Genomic DNA, 16120 nt, shown 5'->3' with positions numbered 1-16120 from the left:
CGCCCAGGCGCCTTTGCCCACCCTACTTGTTGGTCGCCGACGAACGCCGCGGCTCCGCTGGGACGTCCAACACGTCGATACCCTCTCCCCGCCAGCGCAAAATCTCCATCGCCAGCACCGGGTGGTTGAATCCCTTCAGATGCAGGTCGTCGATCGGCCTGGCGTCGACCGACTGTTCGACCACGCCGTAGACACGACGCGACACGATCACCTGTCCCGCCTTGGCCTCGTCGCACAGCCGCGAGGCGAGATTGGTGACGCTGCCGATCGCGGCATATTCCAGCCGGTGCTCGAAGCCGACCTGGCCGAGCGTCGCATATCCCAGCGCAATGCCGACGCCGAACCCCAGGCTGTGGCCGCGGTTTTTCCAGCGCTCGGTCAATTGTCCGATCTCTTCGCGCATTTCGAGCGCCATCCTCACCGCGCGCGTGGTGTGGTCCTCGAACGGGATCGGCGCGTTGAACAGGATCATCACGCCGTCGCCGGCATAGCGATCGAGCGTGCCCTCATATTTGAAGATGAGCTTGCCGAGCGCGGCGTGATATTCGCGCAGCACGTTCATCGCCTCCTCGGGCTCGGTGGTCTCGGTGAACGCGGTGAAGCCGCGCAGATCGCAGAACACGACCGTGACCTCGCGGCGGTGGCTTTCCAGCAGCGCATCGTGACCATCCGACGACGCGATGATCTGGGCCACCTGCGGCGCCAGGAAGCGCTCCAGCCGTCTGATCCGCTCGATCTCCGCGAGCTGCTTCTCGACGCGCTCCTCGAGCGACTTGTTCCACTCGCGCAGCTGCTCGGTCTGCTCGGTGAGCTTGGCGGCCTGCTGCTGCACGGTGGCGTGGGTCAGCGCCAGCTCGCGGCCCTTCTGGTCGACCTCGGTGAACAATCGCGCATTGCGCATCGCCAGCACGGCCTGGTTGGCAAATGTCCGCATCAGTCCGATCAGGTTCGGCGGGAACGTGCCGGCCGCCCGCCGAAGCACCACCAGCGCGCCGAGCACGCCCTGCTGATCGACCAGCGGCGTGAACAGCACGGCGCGGAAGCCGGCGGCGACGGCGACATCGCGCAGCGGGTGATCGGGTGCGCTTTCAAGCTCGGCGATCGCGATCGGCTCGCCGCTGCGCACGGAATCGGAGAGCAGGCTCGTGCGCTCGTCGAGCACATTGTGCGCGCCGTCCCGGTCGACGCCCTTGGCCTCCACCAGCCTGAAGCGGCGTTCCGCGGCATCGTAGGAATAGATCAGCACGGCATCGGCATGCGTGATCTCCAGCGCGCGCGCCGCCACCGTCGGCAGCACGGCATTGAGATCGAGCGAGGAGGCCACCGCGCGTCCGACCTCCTCGAGCACCTTCAGCTCATTGATCGACTGAGCCAGATCGCGCGTCCGCTCCTCGACCTTGGCTTCCAGCACGGCATAGGACTGCGCGAGCTGGCCGGCCATGCTGTTGAACTGATCGGCGAGCTCCTCCAGCTCGTCATGCGTCTTCACCTCGATGCGCTGGGCGAAGTCACCCGCGCCGAGCTTGCGCGCGCCGGCGCGCAATGCGGTGATCGGAACGAGCATGCGGCGCGCCAGCAGCGAGCCCGCGAGGATCGCCACGGCAAGACCGAGCGCGATCAACAGCGCCCCACGCAACAGCTGGTCCCGGATCGGCGCCAGCGCGTGCGCAGTGGACTGCTCGAAGAACACGGACCAGCCGAGCTTGGGGAGCGTCGCGACCGCCGAGAGCACGGCATGCCCCGCGGTGTCCGTGCCGGAGGCCAGCGGCTGGCCATCCGGCGCGAGCACCGCCGCGACCTGCGGCAGCTTGGCGAGGTCCTGGCCGACGGCCGGCCCTTTCGCGGAGCTCGCCAGCACCTGGCCGCGCGGATCGACCACGTAGGCGGTGCCGACCTTGCCGACCTGTGCCTCGGTCATGAAGTCTTCGAGAAAGTCGAGATCGATGTCAGCCACGGTCACACCGGCATTGAAGCCGGAATGCGCGACCGAGATCGACATCATCGGCTGCGCGCCCTTGAAGGTCACGGCCGAGAAGCTGCTTCCATGCGTGACGGTGTCGGTGAAGCGCAGATCGCGCGACAGGTCGTTGCCCGAGGAGAACGAGATCGAGGTGCGCGATACCCTGAGCTGCTCGCGGCCCTGTCCGTCGAGCTGATACAACTGCCGCACGGCCGGTGCCTGACTCAGCAGCTGCACATAGTCGGCGCGGCGCAGCTCCAGCGTGTTGGCGCTCGCCCGCGTCACCCAGCTGATCTGCCGCTGCAGATCCGAGAGCGCCTGATCGATCCGCCGGGCGCTGGCGTCGGCCTTTTCGGCCATGGCGGCGGTCAGGCTCGCCTTGGTGGACTGATAGCTGATCCAGGTTTCGGTCGCGCCGTTCACGGCCAGGACGAACACGACGAGCCCGACCAGCGACACGACGTATTTGGCGAACAGGCCCTGCCGCAACGACCAGCCTCTGTTCTCGACCTCGCTCATCCGGACCCCTCACGCGCATCATCGCCGAGGTCAGCCTCGGACAGGCGCGTCCGCTGCCGTCCTCGCGGCAGCAACACCTCGGAGACGGGACCGCTCGGGTGCGAGACGATCCGTCGCCGGCATCCGTTTAGCACAGAATGGCATGCACAGCGGCGCCCACGCCGCGCGCGCTCGCGCGCCTCGTTATCGTGCGGCTGGCCCTGAATTGCATCCACCGCTCGGGGGACATCCTTCGCGGACTCGGCCGGTCGCGGTCATATATTACCTATTGAAGATGCGCTTCAGAACGTCGTTCATCGGCTGGCTGTCCTGGGCACCGTCCTGCAAGGGCTCGGCGGGAGCGGCCTCTGCCGCGCCCTGGCCGGCGTCGCCCGGAGGCCGCGAAACAGCGCCGTCCTGGGGCGCAACCAGCGTACGGCCGCGGCTCTTGGCGGGCGGCGACGCGCCCTGCAGTCCTTGCTGAATCAGATTGCCGATCGCCGATCCGAGATCGCCGCCGAGCAGGTCGGATTGGCCGGGGGCCGGGGCCTGCCCATTCGGGGCTGCCGCTGACGGCGCGCCGTTCGGACCAGCAGCACCGGTGGGCGCAGAATTTCCGATCAGGCCGCCGATGCCGTTGATCAAATTGTTCAGCCCGGCTCCGTCCTTGCCGAACAGGCCCTGGCCCATCTGCTTGAGCCTGGCGTAGGCCGCGTCCGGATTGTCGAGGATGCCGGCCATGTCGGGGTAGAAGCGCGGCTGACTCCAGGGGCCGTCGATGACGACGGGAATCCCAAGGCCGATCGGCTCCGAGGTGCGGCCCTGCCCCTCGGTCGTCATCACGAGCTTCGGCTCGACCCGCATCGCCAGCGCCCGATTGCCCAGATCGATCGTCCCCGTACCGGCGACCTTGACCAGCGGTCCGACCAAATTAAGGTCACTGGTGGCGGCCTGCCCGCGCTCGACCTGAAACGAGGCCGAGAGCTGCGTGAGATCGGTCGTCAGTTCCTTCGAATCCTGCCATCCCGACAGCGGATTGGATGTCAATGAGCGGATCATCTGCGCAACGTTGATGCCGCGGATCGCGCCGTCCTGGAACAACAGGAACGCCGAGCCGCTCAGGTTGCTCATGATCGCCTGCTGGCTGGCGCCATTGGAGCGCAAGGCGAGCTTGCCTTGCATCCGCGCATCGAGCTTGTCGAATCCGGCGACGTTAGAGAGCAGCGGCAGCGCCCGGATGCCGACGAGATCACAGTGCATCGCATAGGCCGGATTGCCCGTGGAGGCGTCGATCACGACCTCGCCACTGGCCTGCCCCTCATAGGCGCCGAGATTGGCGATGGTCGCCTTCAGCAGGCCGCCGGCCAGCGAGGCTTCGAGATCGAGCGGACCGAGACGGGCCCCGGAGAGAACGACGTCCGTCGCCGACAGCTTCACACGGGCATCGACGTAGTTGAGACCGCGCAAATCGATTGCCGCCGTGCTCCATCCCGACGCGCCGGCAGAGCCCTGCGCGGCAGGCGCTCCCAAGTCGAGCCGGCGAACGTCGAGATCGACCTTCACCAGCGGCTTGCTCGCCAGATCGACCGAGGCCCAGCCGTTGAAATCGCCATCGCCGAGCGTTCCGCTGAGACCGTTGATCATCACCACCGGGCCATTCAGGCGAACGTCGGCGCGGCCGGCAAGACCGCCGCGGAATGCATTGGCCACGTCGATCTTGAACTCGACCGGCAGGGTCTGGCGGTCAATCGGCAGCGCCGGCGCCGGCGCTGTGACGTCGAACGTGACCGGGCGGTCGCCGGCCCGGGCCGTACCCGTGATCTTGACCTTGCCATCGGACAGAGACGCCGTCGCGCCGATGCCCTCGAGACGATTCTCGACGCGGTCGCGCGGGTTGGACAGGATGACGGCGCCGTCCCTGACGGTAACCCGTTCGATCCGGGCCGCAGGCGCCGCTTCTGGCTTCGCCGAGGCACGGCTGCGCGGCGCATTTTCCCGCAGCCGCTCGCGCAGCAGCGGCAGATAGAGTGTGGGCTTGTCGATGATGATCTCGCCGATGTCGGGCCGGCCGGACCACAGGCTCGACAGCGCCACGTCAGCCTGCAGCTTGCCGATCGTCAGCCGATTGTTGCCGTCCCGCTCCTTCGGATCCTGCACGGTGATGTCCGTCAGGGTTGCATGCAGCGACGGCCACAGACTGACGCTTGCCGAGCCGGCGATGCTCAGGCGATAGCCGGTGTCACGTTCGACGCGGTCCTGGATGGCCACCGTAAGGAAGCTCGCCGGAAGTCCAAAAGCCAGCGCCAGAGCCAGCACGACGATGACGGCGCCAATCAAACCGCCTGCGATCTTCAATGCCTTCATGTCGATGTCCCAAGCGCGAGGCGCGAGCGGTCTCCACCGGTTAGCGTGCGGCAATGCCGACCCGGTTCAATCCGAAATTTTCTCGGAACGAAGACCGCTCCCAGCGCGACCAAAATAGTCGGAAGCCCGTGCGTCATTATGTGACTTATGACACACTTCCGACCAGGGGGTTTCTGTAACTGAGGCTTTGAACCATTGCCGAAGGTATAGTGATGAGCAAGCAGGCCGAATTTGCGGTCATTCTGAAGATGAACCCGATGTTCGCCGACCTCGGTGCGGACGAGTTGCAGCGAATCTCGAGCCTCTGCCACACTCAGCATCTGTCGTCGGGCGAGGTACTGTTCCAGAAGGGCGACCCCGGCAATGCCCTGTTCGGGGTGCGGCGCGGCCAGATTCGCATCGAGACCGGTGCCACTGACGGCAGCCGGCTGACGCTCAACTTCATGGGGCCCGGCGATCTGTTCGGCGAGGTCGCCGTGCTCGACGGGCAGGTGCGCACGGCGGACGCCACCGCCGGTGAAGCAACCGAGCTGTTCGTGCTCCGCCGCGAGGATTTCCTCAGTTTCCTGGAACGCGAGCCCAAGGTGGCGATCAGGATCATTCAGCTGCTGTGCCAGCGCATCCGCTGGCAGAGCGAGCGCATGGAGGAATCCGTGCTGCAGCCGCTGCCGGTGCGGCTGGCACGCCGGCTGTGCGCGCTGGCGGAGGATTTCGGCTCCGAGGTTCACATCTCGCAGGAACAGCTCGGCGTCTTCGTCGGCGCGGCGCGCGAAAGCGTGAACCGCCAGTTGCAGGCTTGGCGCAAGGACAAGATCCTGGATCTGCAACGCGGCCGCATCCTGCTGCATGACCTGACCAGGCTGAACACGATCGCACGCAACGATTAGTTGGCCGAGCGCGGCAAGCGCGCAGCGTCGTTCACCGCGAATTTGTCGATTGCGGGTCCAGTCCATGGCGGGAACTGCCCGTCGTGCATCGTTTCGTATCAGCATCGGCCAAAGATGATCGCAATTGGGCCACCACGCCTCACAATTTGCGACATGAACTCTTTTTAACAGTTCTAACAGGGTTCAATCCGGCAGCGATGAACTCCACGGGCTCGCGCACGGACGGTGCGCGGGGTGGGGCTTTGCGCGCCAGACAAGCGTGGTGGAAGCGAAGTCATGAGTCTTGCGTTGCCGGCGATCGCGATCGAGGCCAGTGGTTCGGTAGGCCGGTGGCGCAGAGTTCTCACGATCTGGATCGACGCCGTGGAGGACGGTTGGGCCGTTCCGGCCCTGATCGTCGGGTTCGTCGCGGTCTGGATGGTGTATTTCTCGGTCGCCTATCTGGGGGGCGATCTCCATCAGGATGTGATCGAGACCTGGTCGCTCGGACGCAGCTTCGACTGGGGCTCGACCAAGCATCCGCCGCTGATGGGCTGGGCCGCGCGGGCCTGGACCACCGTGTTTCCGCTGACCAACTGGTCGTTCAACCTGCTGGCGCTGACCAACGCGGCGGTCGGCCTCTGGGCCGTCGACCTCATCACCCGGCGTTTCGCGCGCGGTGACAAGCGCCTGGTCGTCCTGCTGCTGCTCATGCTGCTGCCGGTCTATCAACTGCACGCGCAACGCTTCAACGCCAACGCCGTGCTGCTGTCGAGCTGGCCGCTGGCGACCTGGTGTTTCCTGCGCTCGTTCGAGACACGTCACGTCGGCTGGGCCGTCGCGGCCGGCCTGACCGCGGCGCTCGCCATGCTCGGCAAGTACTACTCGGTCTTCCTGATCGCGGGCTTTGCGGTCGCGGCGTTGTGCCACGGCGAGCGTCGGGCCTATTTCATCTCGTCCGCGCCTTGGATCGCGGCGCTGTCCGGCCTGGTCGCGCTCGCCCCCCATATCTATTGGCTCGCCACGACCGGCGCCCAGCCGTTCTCGCATGCGATCGAGCATCACGTCGGCAAGACCGCCTCGGCCGCCCTGGTCGAGGGCAGCGGCTTCCTGTTGGCGATGGCCGGCATCGCCGGTATCCCCGGCCTCATATGGCTCGCCATGACCCGGCCCCGCGCCACCCGCGTGCTGAACGATGCGCTCAGCCTCGACCCCGGACTCCGGCTGCTGGCGATGATCAGCATCGGGACCGTGGTGTTCCCCGCGCTGGTCTCGATCGTGTTCGGCACCGACATGCCGCCGCTCTGGGGCCTGCAGGGCGTCTTCCTGTTCGTCATCGTGATCGTGTGTGGCGCGAGCTATCACGCCCCCCGCGACGTCACGATCAATCTCGCCGCTGCGACGATCGCGATCGCGGCATTCGCGGCCACAGTCGTAGCGCCCTTCCATGCCTTGTACCGGAACTACGTTCCGTTGAACGAGGGCCGCGATTTCTACGAGCCGGCCGTGACCGAGCTCGACCGCCTGTGGCATACGGCGTCGAACGGAGCCCTTGTCGCCGTCGGCGGCGATGACGGCCTCGCCTTTGCCGCCGCGTTCTACAGTCCCGACCACCCGCACTATGAAATGGCGCTTGTGCACCCGCACGAGCTGCACCCTCCGTCAGAAGAGCTGACTGCGCAGGGCTGGGCGGCGCTGTGCTACGACACCGACATCTCCTGCATCTCCGGCATGCAAGCCGCGGCAGCGCAGGCGCGACGTTCGGTACGGGCCGATTTCACGCTCCGGACCAAGCTGTTCGGCCTGGAGGGCGCGAGCCAGGGCTTCGTTGCACTGATCGTTCCGCCTGAGACCACCGCGCCAGTCGACAGCGCGCCGAACGTGGCCCACGATCTCAGCGCGCGCCGCCGTACGCCCTCGACCGCGAACTGAAACAGCACGTTCCAGCACGTCATCTCATTCCGCGGCCGGCGACATCGCCGACGGCGGCGGCTTTGGCTGATGCCCCGCCTCCGGCCCATGTCCGGACTGCGCCTCGTCGGCAGTCTCGCCGGAGGAGACGATCAGCTTGCGGCCGAGGCGGGCGAACAACGCGCCGACATCGTCCATCACCAGGAACATCGCCGGCACGAACAACAGCGACAGCACGGTCGAGAACACCAGGCCGCCGATCACCGCGAGCGCCATCGGCGAGCGGAACTCGCCGCCGGCACCGACCGCGAGCGCGCTCGGCATCATGCCGGCGACCATCGCGATCGTGGTCATCACGATCGGACGGGCCCGCTTCATGCCGGCGTCGATGATCGCCTCGTCGCGCCTGACACCGGCATGAATCGCTTCGACCGCGAACTCGACCAGCATGATCGCGTTCTTGGTCACGATGCCCATCAGCATCATCATGCCGATATAGACCGGGATCGTGAGCTGCTTGCCCGTCAGCATCAGCGCGCCGATCGCCCCGCCGATCGACAGCGGCAGCGAGAACAGAATCGTGATCGGCTGCAGGAAGGTGCCGAACAGCAGCACCAGCACGGCGTAGACGATCATCAGCCCTGCCGTGATCGCCGTGATGAAGCCGGACGCCAGCTCGTTCAGGCTCTCGGCATCATCCGAAGGGATCAGCTTGACGCTGGCCGGCATGCTCTTTCTGACCGGCAGCTCGTCGATCTGCCTGGTCGCATCGCCGAGCGCCGCAAGTCCGACGAGGTCGGCCGCGACGGTGGCCTGCCGCCCGCGATCGTAGCGGCTGATGCTGGTCGGGCCCTGATCGAGCTTGATATCGGCGACCACCGCCAGCGGCACACCGCCCTTTTCGCCGTACTGCCCGAGCGGCACCCGCAACTGTTCGAGGATCTTCACGTCGCTGCGCGCCGCATCCTCGAGCTGCACCCGGATCGGGACGAGGCGGCCGCCGGCATCGTATTTCGCCAGCGCGGGACCGACATCTCCGATCGTGGCGACGCGGATGGTCTGCGACAGGCTTTCTGTCGACACGCCCAGACGCGCGGCCAGGTCGGCGCGCGGCTGCACCCGCAACTCCGGCCGGTCGAGCGAGGTGTCCGACACGACGTTGGAGATGATCGGAATCCGCTTCATCTGCGACGCGAGCTCGCTGGCAACGTTGTCGACCAGCTTGGGATCCGAGCCCGTCAGCACCAGCTTGATCGGGCGCAGACCATTTTCGTCGGTGAACCAGAAGCGGATGTCCGGAATAGTCTCGAGATCCTTGGTGATCTCGAGCTCGAGCTCCTTCTGGGTGATCTTGCGCTCGGTCTTCGGCGTGTAGTTGACGATCATCCCGGCGCGACGAACCTCCATCGCGCCCTGTAGCCGGCCGCCGTCGACGAACACGCTGCGGACCTCGGGCCGCTTGCGCAGGCGTGCGACGATGTCCTCCGTCACCTTTTCGGTGTAGGCGAGCTGCGCGCCGGGCGGCAGCTCGATCGCGAGCAGCGATCGCGCGGCGTCCTGGGCAGGCAGGAACCCTTGCGACAGCAGGGTCGTGCTCCAGATCGAGCCCGCGAATATCCCGATGCCCAGGAGAACCGTGATGAAGTAGTGCTTCACCGACCATGTGACGATGCGCTGATACGCACGCAGGATGAATCCGGGCGGCGGATCGTCATGGTCGTGGTGCTTGAGGAAGTAGGCCGCCAGCATCGGCGTGACGAAGCGCGCCGCCAGCAGCGAGAAGAACACCTGCACCGAGACGGTGATGCCGAACTGCTTGAAGAACTGTCCGGCGATGCCGGACATGAAACTGGCCGGTGCAAAGATCGCGATGATGGTGAGGCTGATCGCGATGACCGCGAGCCCGATCTCGTCCGCGGCATCGAGCGCCGCGCGATAGGGCGACTTCCCCATCCGCATGTGGCGCACGATGTTCTCGATCTCGACGATGGCGTCGTCGACCAGAATTCCGGTCGACAACGTGATCGCCAGGAACGACACCATGTTCAGCGAGAAGCCGAGAATATCCATCGCCCAGAAGGCCGGAAAGATCGACAGCGGCAGCGAGATCGCCGCGATCATCGTGGCGCGGAAGTCACGCAGGAACAGCAGCACGATGATGACGGCGAGGATCGCGCCCTCGAACAGGGTCGAGATCGCCGCTTCGTAATTGCCCTTGGTGAAATCGACCGACGTATCGATCAGCTTCAGCTCGACATCGGGATGGGCGGCTCTGACCTGGTCGATGCGCTTCTGTACCGCGGCGGCGACGACCACGTCGCTGGCACCCTTGGCGCGCTTGATGCCGAGCGCGACCACCGGCTCGCCGTTGAAGCGCGCAAAGGTGCGCCGATCGGCGATCGTGTCGGTGACCGTCCCGAGATCGGCGAGCCGGACCTCGCCGCCGCCGAACAAGGGAATCATCGTGTTGGACAGCTCGTTCAGCGTCTTGGCGCCCGCAAGCGTGCGGATCGCCTGGTCGTTCTTGCCGATCTCGGCGCGGCCGCCGGCGACGTCGACATTGGTGCCGCGCAGGCTCTGGCTGACATTGACGGCGGTGAGGCCCATGGCCTGCAGACGGTCGGGATCGAGCGAGACCAGAATCTCGCGCTCGACGCCGCCGATGCGCTCGACCTGGCTGACGCCGCGCACGCCCTGCAGCTCGCGCTTGACCACGTCGTCGACGAAGAACGACAGCTGCTCCGGGGTCTTGCCCGGCGAGATCGCCGCATAGGTGACGATCGGCAGGCCGATCTTGTCGACGCGCGAGATCAGCGGCTCGGTGACGTTCTGCGGCAGGTCGGAACGGACCCGGGTGACGGCGTCCTTGACGTCGTTGATGGCGCGATCGGTGTTGGTCTCCAGCGCGAACGTAATCGTCGTCACCGACAGGCCGTCGGTGATCAGCGACTGGATGTGGCGCGCGCCCTCGACGCCGGAGACGCCGTCCTCGATGATCTTGGTGACCTGGGATTCAAGCTCCGACGGCGCCGCGCCGAATTGCGCCACCGCGACCGAGATCACCGGAATGTCGGCGTTCGGCAGCCGGGTCACCGCGAGCTTGGTGAAGCTCATCCAGCCCAGGATCAGCAGGATGATGGAGAAGAGGATCGACGGCAGCGGGTTCCGGATCGACCATGCCGAAATATTCAGTGCCATCAGCGTACCCGCGTGCGATCGATGTCTTCGGCAAACATGGTCTTGATCTGGTCGCCATCGTGCAGCGAGCTGCCGGCGTCGGCCACCACGATTTCTCCCTCTGTCAGCCCGTCGAGGATCTCGCTCGACGTATCCGACACCAGGCCGACCCGCACCCGGCGGGTCTCGATCGTGTTGCCCTTCACGACCTGGATGGTGAGATGATCGATCGCCGTATTGGGCACGGCGACGCCGCAGCTCCGCCGGGCATCGATATTGGCGCGCGCGAACATGCCGGGCTTGAGCGACGGATTGCTGGTCAGCGCGATGCGCACATGGCCCAGCTGGGTGGTCCGGTCGACCTGCGGTGCCACCACGCGCAGGCGGCCGACAATGTCGGGAAGGTTGTCACGAGTGATGCGCACCGGCGCGCCCGTGCCGAGCTTCAGGAGATGAACGCTCGGAACCTCGGCGTCGAGCTCCAGCTCGTTGTTGACGGCGATGCGGAACATCGGGCCGGCCTGCGGCGAGGCCGGCGCACCGGCGATCGTGCGGACCTCGGTGACGAGTCCTGCGGCCGGCGCACGCAGCGACACCGGCCGGCTCGCGGCCGCTGCCGGCGCTCCCGGCTGCTGCGGCGGCGGCGTCAGGCGCGCCAGCTCCTGGTTCTCGGTAACGGTGTCGCCCTCCTTGACCAGAACGTCGATGACCCGCGATCCCTCCTGGTCGGCGCCGACCACCGCCTCGCGGCGGACCACGACGAAGCCGGTGACGCGCACGAGATCCGAGAAGCAGGCCTTCACCGCCTTGGTCACAAGCACCTGGGCCTGCATCGGCGGCTCCTCGGCAGTGTGATGGGGACGATGCTCGTACCAGTAATAGCCGGCGACCAGGGCCACGAAGACGATCGCGCTGGCCGCGGTTCTGAGGGATTTTGGCAGCTTCATCGGCAGGGGGATCCGGTCGGCGCGAGATGCGGGTTATGGATGCTGCGAATTCCGCGCGGGACGCTCCGACAAGGCGATGCGCCCCGCAATCCTGCGGGACGCATCCGGCCACCTCGATCTCCGGCCACGCGACCTCCGACGGCGCTTGATGGACGCGGCGCTACTTGGCCGCCGCCGTCTTGCTCTGCATGTTGACGACCTGAACGCGGCGGTTCACCTCGGCCAGCGGCTGGCTCGGATCCTTCAGCTTGCTCTTGCCGTAGCCCACCGTCACCAGGTCGGCGCCGGCGATGCCGAACTTCTCGACCAGATAGCGCTTGATCGAATCGGCGCGCCGCTCCGAGAGATCCTGATTGTAGGCCTCGCCACCGGCGGCATCGGTATGACCGGCGACGACGAAGGTCGACCCTTTCAGCTCGGCATTGGTCAGCGCCCGGCCCAGCGCCTGCACCGACGGCAGCGACTTCTGGCTGATGTTGGCGGAATTGTAGTCGAAGGTGATCTCGAGGTCGATGTTCGGCTTGGTCTTGGCGACCGCCGCGATCTCCTCGCGCTCGGCAGTGGACAGCGATCGCGTCGAGCGGCCGCGAATGCTCTGCAGGAACTTGTCCTGCTCCGGCGAGACGGCGGGCGCGGCCTCCGACGGCGGCGACATCGACAGCCCCCGGGTCAGCGGCTTCTTCTGCCCGGCCAGGGCGCGGACGATCTGATCCTCGCTGACGTCATCGGCGGCGAAGGCCGGCATCGCGACGAGCGACGCGGCTGCGCTCAGGACCGTCGCGGCCAGGAGAGCCGTCAGGCCGGCGGTCATGGTCGAATTCGTTTTCGGTGCGGTCATTGCCAATCCCTCCTCACGCGAACTGATCGTCCCGGTCTCCGCCGCGCCCACACGCGACACCCGGCTGTTCGCTGTTATGTCGGTCCGGCCCGCCGCATGGTTCGAGCCGGCCGGCCGACGCGCGCAACAAATCAACGCACGCCGTAAGCTTCGAACTCGCGGACGATGTTGGGGTCCATCGCCTTGGCGTTGGCGATGTCGAGCGCGCCCTCCTGCGCGGCGCCGTTACGCTGCTTGGCGAGACCTCGGCCGTACAATGATGACGTCAGGCGCGGATTGATCTTCAGCGCCGCATCGAAATCGGCAATGGCGTTCTTGACCGCGCCGCTCTTGAGGTTGACCAGCCCGCGGCTGTCGAGCGCGTCCACGAAATTCGGCCGCAGCCGCAGCGCCTCGTTGCAGTCGCGCAGCGCAGGCTGCAGCTCGCCGACGACCGTGCGCGCCCAGCAGCGGTTGTTGAGCGCCTCGACGTCCTTCGGATTGATCCGGATGGTGTCGTCGAAATCGCGGATCGCCTGCGCGTAGGCGCCCTTGCTCGCATACACCTGGCCGCGCCGGTACAGCGCGCCGGCATCCTCCGGATTGGCCGCGATCTTGGCGGTCAGGCTCTTGATCGTGGGATCGTCGGCAAACGCATCCTCCGCCGGAGCAGCGGGGGCCGCGGGCGCAGCAGGCGCGGCGGGCGCCACGTTCGCGATCACGGGAGATGGCGCGGGCGCCGGCGGCGCCGGAGCAACCGGCGGTGCCGGCGGAGTATCCACCTTCTGCACCGGCGTCGGCTGCGGCGCGGGCGGAGCCGGCGGCAGCGGCGACGGCACCGGCGGCGCCACCACGACCTGCGTCGGAGCCGGCGCAGGGACAGGTGGTGCCGGAATCGGCCCGGCATTGCTCTCGGCCGGCGCAGGCGGCCTGACGCCGCCATTACCGGGCACGAAGGAGAAGTCCTCCGCCAGCGACGACGAGATCCACGGCACCTGCTCGCTGCGCGACGCGCGGGTTACGCCGACGCGGGTGCGGTTCAGCGTCTCCTCGGCGGTGAGGTCGGGAACGCGGATCTCCTTCAGCAGCTCCTGCACGAACAGGCTGTGATCCCGGCCGCTATCCGACACGACGGCGGACAGCGCGGCCGAGTACATCACCAAAGTACCGCTCGGTGCGATGACCGGCGCGAGCCCAGCCGAGGCGGTGCGGAACCTGCGCTCATAGGGATTGCGCCGGGAGGCATCGAGCAGCGCGATCTTCACGCCGGCGCCGCGGCTGTTGATCTCCTGCAGCACCTGCTCGAGGCCGATGCCGTCGCGCCGCACGTCGGCCTCCTGCCAGATCTGCGCATCGACCGGGATCATGTAGCTCTGCCGGCTCGACTGGATGCCGTAGCCGGAGAAGAACAGCAGCGCCACCGAGCCCGGCTTGATCTTTCCATAAAGCCGGTCGAGGCCGCGGCGCATCGCGTCGCCGCCGGCGTTCTCCAGGGTCTCGACGCTGAAACCGTCGCGCTTCAACTCGTCGGTGAGGTCGCGGGCATCGTTGACCGGTTCCTTGAGCGGCGCCTCGGCATCCGGATATTTCGCATTGCCGATGACCAGCGCGAAGCGGTCGCCGGCCGCGCGCGCGGGCCAGGAGACCACGGCCGAGAACGCGACGGAGAACATCAGGCCGAGCGGCAGCAGCAGGCGGAAAGTCATCACGATGGCGGTCCAGCGGTCAGCAATCAGGCGCCGTCCAGCTTGCGCCGCGGCGACCATATCCCACGCGTCAGGCATTATCAAATCGCCGTGACGGTCCGTCAACCGCTTGCAGCGGTTGAAGAATCATCTGAGGCGGCGACCGCCCGCAGGAGCCTGTTGCGAGCTGCGGGCGATGACACGAGCGGACCATGCAACGATCCCAATGTCTTGCAATGTGAGATGCCTCACGCTGTGTCGCGGCAGCGCACCGTCCGGTTCGACGCGCGCCGCGATTGACCTCGATGCGATTGACCTCGATGCCTGCCGATGGCTCGATGGTTGCCGTGCCCAACCAACGAGAAGGTCATCATGGGGAACGCCACCGAGATCTACGCGCTGCGCTATGCGACGATGTCGCCGCGCACGCCGCACATGAACTTCCTGCAGCCCGATCCGCACGACAGCACGGCGCAGGACCTCGACTATTTCGTGTGGCTGATCCGGACTGACGGGCGCGACATCCTGGTCGACACCGGCTTCAACGCCGCGGAGGCCGAGATCCGCCACCGCACCCTGACGCGCGATCCGATCGATGCGCTCGCTTCGTTCGGCGTCGACGCCGCCGGCATCCGCGACATCATCGTCACCCATCTGCACTACGACCACGCCGGCAATCTCGACCGCTTCCCGAACGCGCGCTTTCATCTGCAGGAGCGCGAGATGGCCTATGCCACCGGCCGCTGCATGTGCAACGGCATGCTGCGCTACCCGTTCACGGTCGAGCACGTCACCACCATGGTGCGCCACGTCTATGGCGAGCGCGTCACCTTCCACGCCGGCGACGGCGAGGTCGCGCCCGGCGTCACCGTGCACCGGGTCGGCGGCCATTCCGACGGGCTGCAGGTGGTGCGCGTCGAGACCGCGCGCGGCCCCGTCGTGCTCGCCTCCGACGCCGCGCACTACTACGCCAATCTGCAGCGCCGCAGCCCGTTTCCGATCGTCTACAACATCGGCGACATGGCGCAGGGCTGGGAGATCATCGAGCGCCTCGCCGGCCATCCCGACCGCTTCATCCCGGGCCATGATCCGCTGGTGACGGAGTTGTATCCTCGGGTGAGCGACAAGCTCGACGTCTATGCGCTGCATGTCGCACCGTCGCGGTCGTTTGCGAGGTAGCGGCGGAGACCTGTACTTCTGATGTAATTGTCAAACAGCCCACGCGGCCGCACGGCCGCGGTCTCGCGGCGCTTTTCGCGTCCGAGCTTTACTCATCGAGACACCCTCTTCAAGAGAGGGCGCAGGGAGAGCCAGGCCTCGGCTGAGGCCTGCGGCCCGCCTGCGAGAAAAAATGCAGGCGGCAGAACCACAGGTACAGCCGGAACGACCCGGCCCTCCCTGCGCGATGGCTTTACGATTTATACGCAGTCTCCCCGGTGACCGGCTTGTTTGCCACCGTGGCGACAACGCGCGCATCACGCACGTTGCGCGGACCTCAGCGTCGGGAGGCCAGGACCCTGCGACTTCACCGTCCGCGGCATGGCGTACGTCCGCGTGCCGAGCACGCTGCGCCATCTCGCGGCCATCGCATCCCACCCCAACGCGTCGTGACGTTCGCGAGCGCCCCTCTTCAATGAGGCGGGACGGGCGGAAGTCTCCACCTGATTTGCCCGACGGCGCAAGGGAATTCTTTTTATCGGAATATCTGGACAGGCCCGATCGGCTTGGCATTGCTCGTTAAATTCGCCGCGGCGCGCAGGAAAGACGATGCGGCCGGTAGGGTGGGCAAAGGCGCTGGCACGTCCTCGCGACACGCACGATGGCTGCGCGCTTTGCCCACCATACGCGGTGAATTGGTCGTTGCAGCGATGCTGCTGTACTCCGCCACTCGCCGT

The 16120-nt window shown here is 66.7% G+C and carries 9 protein-coding genes; 3 read left to right on the top strand and 6 right to left on the bottom strand.

The window, feature by feature from the left end; all coding sequences use genetic code 11:
- Window positions 1-22 precede the first annotated feature (22 nt).
- A complete protein-coding gene (locus tag ACQR1D_RS03155; protein WP_315801721.1) occupies window positions 23-2479 on the bottom strand; it encodes an adenylate/guanylate cyclase domain-containing protein in 2457 nt (818 codons plus the stop codon).
- Between the two features lie 261 nt (window positions 2480-2740).
- Window positions 2741-4822: an AsmA family protein gene (locus tag ACQR1D_RS03150; RefSeq protein ID WP_434838197.1), complete on the bottom strand. Its 2082-nt coding sequence runs from the start codon at window positions 4820-4822 to the stop codon at window positions 2741-2743.
- 212 nt (window positions 4823-5034) lie between these two features.
- Between ACQR1D_RS03150 and ACQR1D_RS03145 the strand changes: the two genes are divergently transcribed.
- Both ACQR1D_RS03145 and ACQR1D_RS03140 read left to right on the top strand, forming a co-directional pair.
- The gene (locus ACQR1D_RS03145; protein WP_434838198.1) at window positions 5035-5709 is read left to right on the top strand and encodes a Crp/Fnr family transcriptional regulator; all 675 of its coding nucleotides are present in this window, start codon (window positions 5035-5037) and stop codon (window positions 5707-5709) included.
- A gap of 276 nt (window positions 5710-5985) precedes the next feature.
- Entirely contained in the window at window positions 5986-7620 is a 1635-nt protein-coding gene (locus ACQR1D_RS03140) for a glycosyltransferase family 39 protein (protein WP_434838199.1), read from the top strand.
- 24 nt (window positions 7621-7644) lie between these two features.
- Here the strand turns inward: ACQR1D_RS03140 and ACQR1D_RS03135 are convergent, their stop codons facing one another.
- From ACQR1D_RS03135 to ACQR1D_RS03120, 4 genes are all read right to left on the bottom strand, one after another.
- Window positions 7645-10797: an efflux RND transporter permease subunit gene (locus tag ACQR1D_RS03135; RefSeq protein ID WP_434838200.1), complete on the bottom strand. Its 3153-nt coding sequence runs from the start codon at window positions 10795-10797 to the stop codon at window positions 7645-7647.
- Window positions 10797-11723 (bottom strand): efflux RND transporter periplasmic adaptor subunit, encoded by a 927-nt coding sequence (locus ACQR1D_RS03130; RefSeq protein ID WP_434838201.1) that lies wholly within the window; start codon window positions 11721-11723, stop codon window positions 10797-10799. Before ACQR1D_RS03130 ends, ACQR1D_RS03135 begins: the two co-directional genes overlap by 1 nt.
- Before the next feature lie 160 nt (window positions 11724-11883).
- Window positions 11884-12561 carry an OmpA family protein gene (locus ACQR1D_RS03125; RefSeq protein WP_316179238.1) on the bottom strand — a complete coding sequence of 226 codons (678 nt, stop codon included), beginning with the start codon at window positions 12559-12561 and terminating at the stop codon, window positions 11884-11886.
- Between the two features lie 131 nt (window positions 12562-12692).
- Window positions 12693-14246 carry a caspase family protein gene (locus tag ACQR1D_RS03120; RefSeq protein ID WP_434838217.1) on the bottom strand — a complete coding sequence of 518 codons (1554 nt, stop codon included), beginning with the start codon at window positions 14244-14246 and terminating at the stop codon, window positions 12693-12695.
- A gap of 351 nt (window positions 14247-14597) precedes the next feature.
- Here ACQR1D_RS03120 and ACQR1D_RS03115 point away from each other — a divergent pair, with 351 nt between their 5' ends.
- On the top strand, window positions 14598-15404 hold the full coding sequence (locus ACQR1D_RS03115) for an N-acyl homoserine lactonase family protein (protein ID WP_315801728.1): 807 nt from the start codon (window positions 14598-14600) through the stop codon (window positions 15402-15404).
- Window positions 15405-16120: the final 716 nt, after the last annotated feature.

The sequence above is a fragment of the Bradyrhizobium sp. HKCCYLRH2047 genome (assembly GCF_051168175.1).
Classification (GTDB): Bacteria; Pseudomonadota; Alphaproteobacteria; order Rhizobiales; family Xanthobacteraceae; genus Bradyrhizobium.
This window is presented reverse-complemented; position numbering and strand designations above follow the sequence as displayed.

What these genes read in the sequence shown, in the direction of transcription:
- ACQR1D_RS03140 (WP_434838199.1), top strand. Translation starts at nt 5,986, where the DNA reads ATGAGTCTTGCGTTGCCGGCGATCGCGATCGAGGCCAGTGGTTCGGTA.
- ACQR1D_RS03115 (WP_315801728.1), top strand. Translation starts at nt 14,598, where the DNA reads ATGGGGAACGCCACCGAGATCTACGCGCTGCGCTATGCGACGATGTCG.
- ACQR1D_RS03155 (WP_315801721.1), bottom strand. Translation starts at nt 2,479, where the DNA reads ATGAGCGAGGTCGAGAACAGAGGCTGGTCGTTGCGGCAGGGCCTGTTC.
- ACQR1D_RS03145 (WP_434838198.1), top strand. Translation starts at nt 5,035, where the DNA reads ATGAGCAAGCAGGCCGAATTTGCGGTCATTCTGAAGATGAACCCGATG.
- ACQR1D_RS03120 (WP_434838217.1), bottom strand. Translation starts at nt 14,246, where the DNA reads ATGACTTTCCGCCTGCTGCTGCCGCTCGGCCTGATGTTCTCCGTCGCG.
- ACQR1D_RS03125 (WP_316179238.1), bottom strand. Translation starts at nt 12,561, where the DNA reads ATGACCGCACCGAAAACGAATTCGACCATGACCGCCGGCCTGACGGCT.
- ACQR1D_RS03150 (WP_434838197.1), bottom strand. Translation starts at nt 4,822, where the DNA reads ATGAAGGCATTGAAGATCGCAGGCGGTTTGATTGGCGCCGTCATCGTC.
- ACQR1D_RS03130 (WP_434838201.1), bottom strand. Translation starts at nt 11,723, where the DNA reads ATGAAGCTGCCAAAATCCCTCAGAACCGCGGCCAGCGCGATCGTCTTC.
- ACQR1D_RS03135 (WP_434838200.1), bottom strand. Translation starts at nt 10,797, where the DNA reads ATGGCACTGAATATTTCGGCATGGTCGATCCGGAACCCGCTGCCGTCG.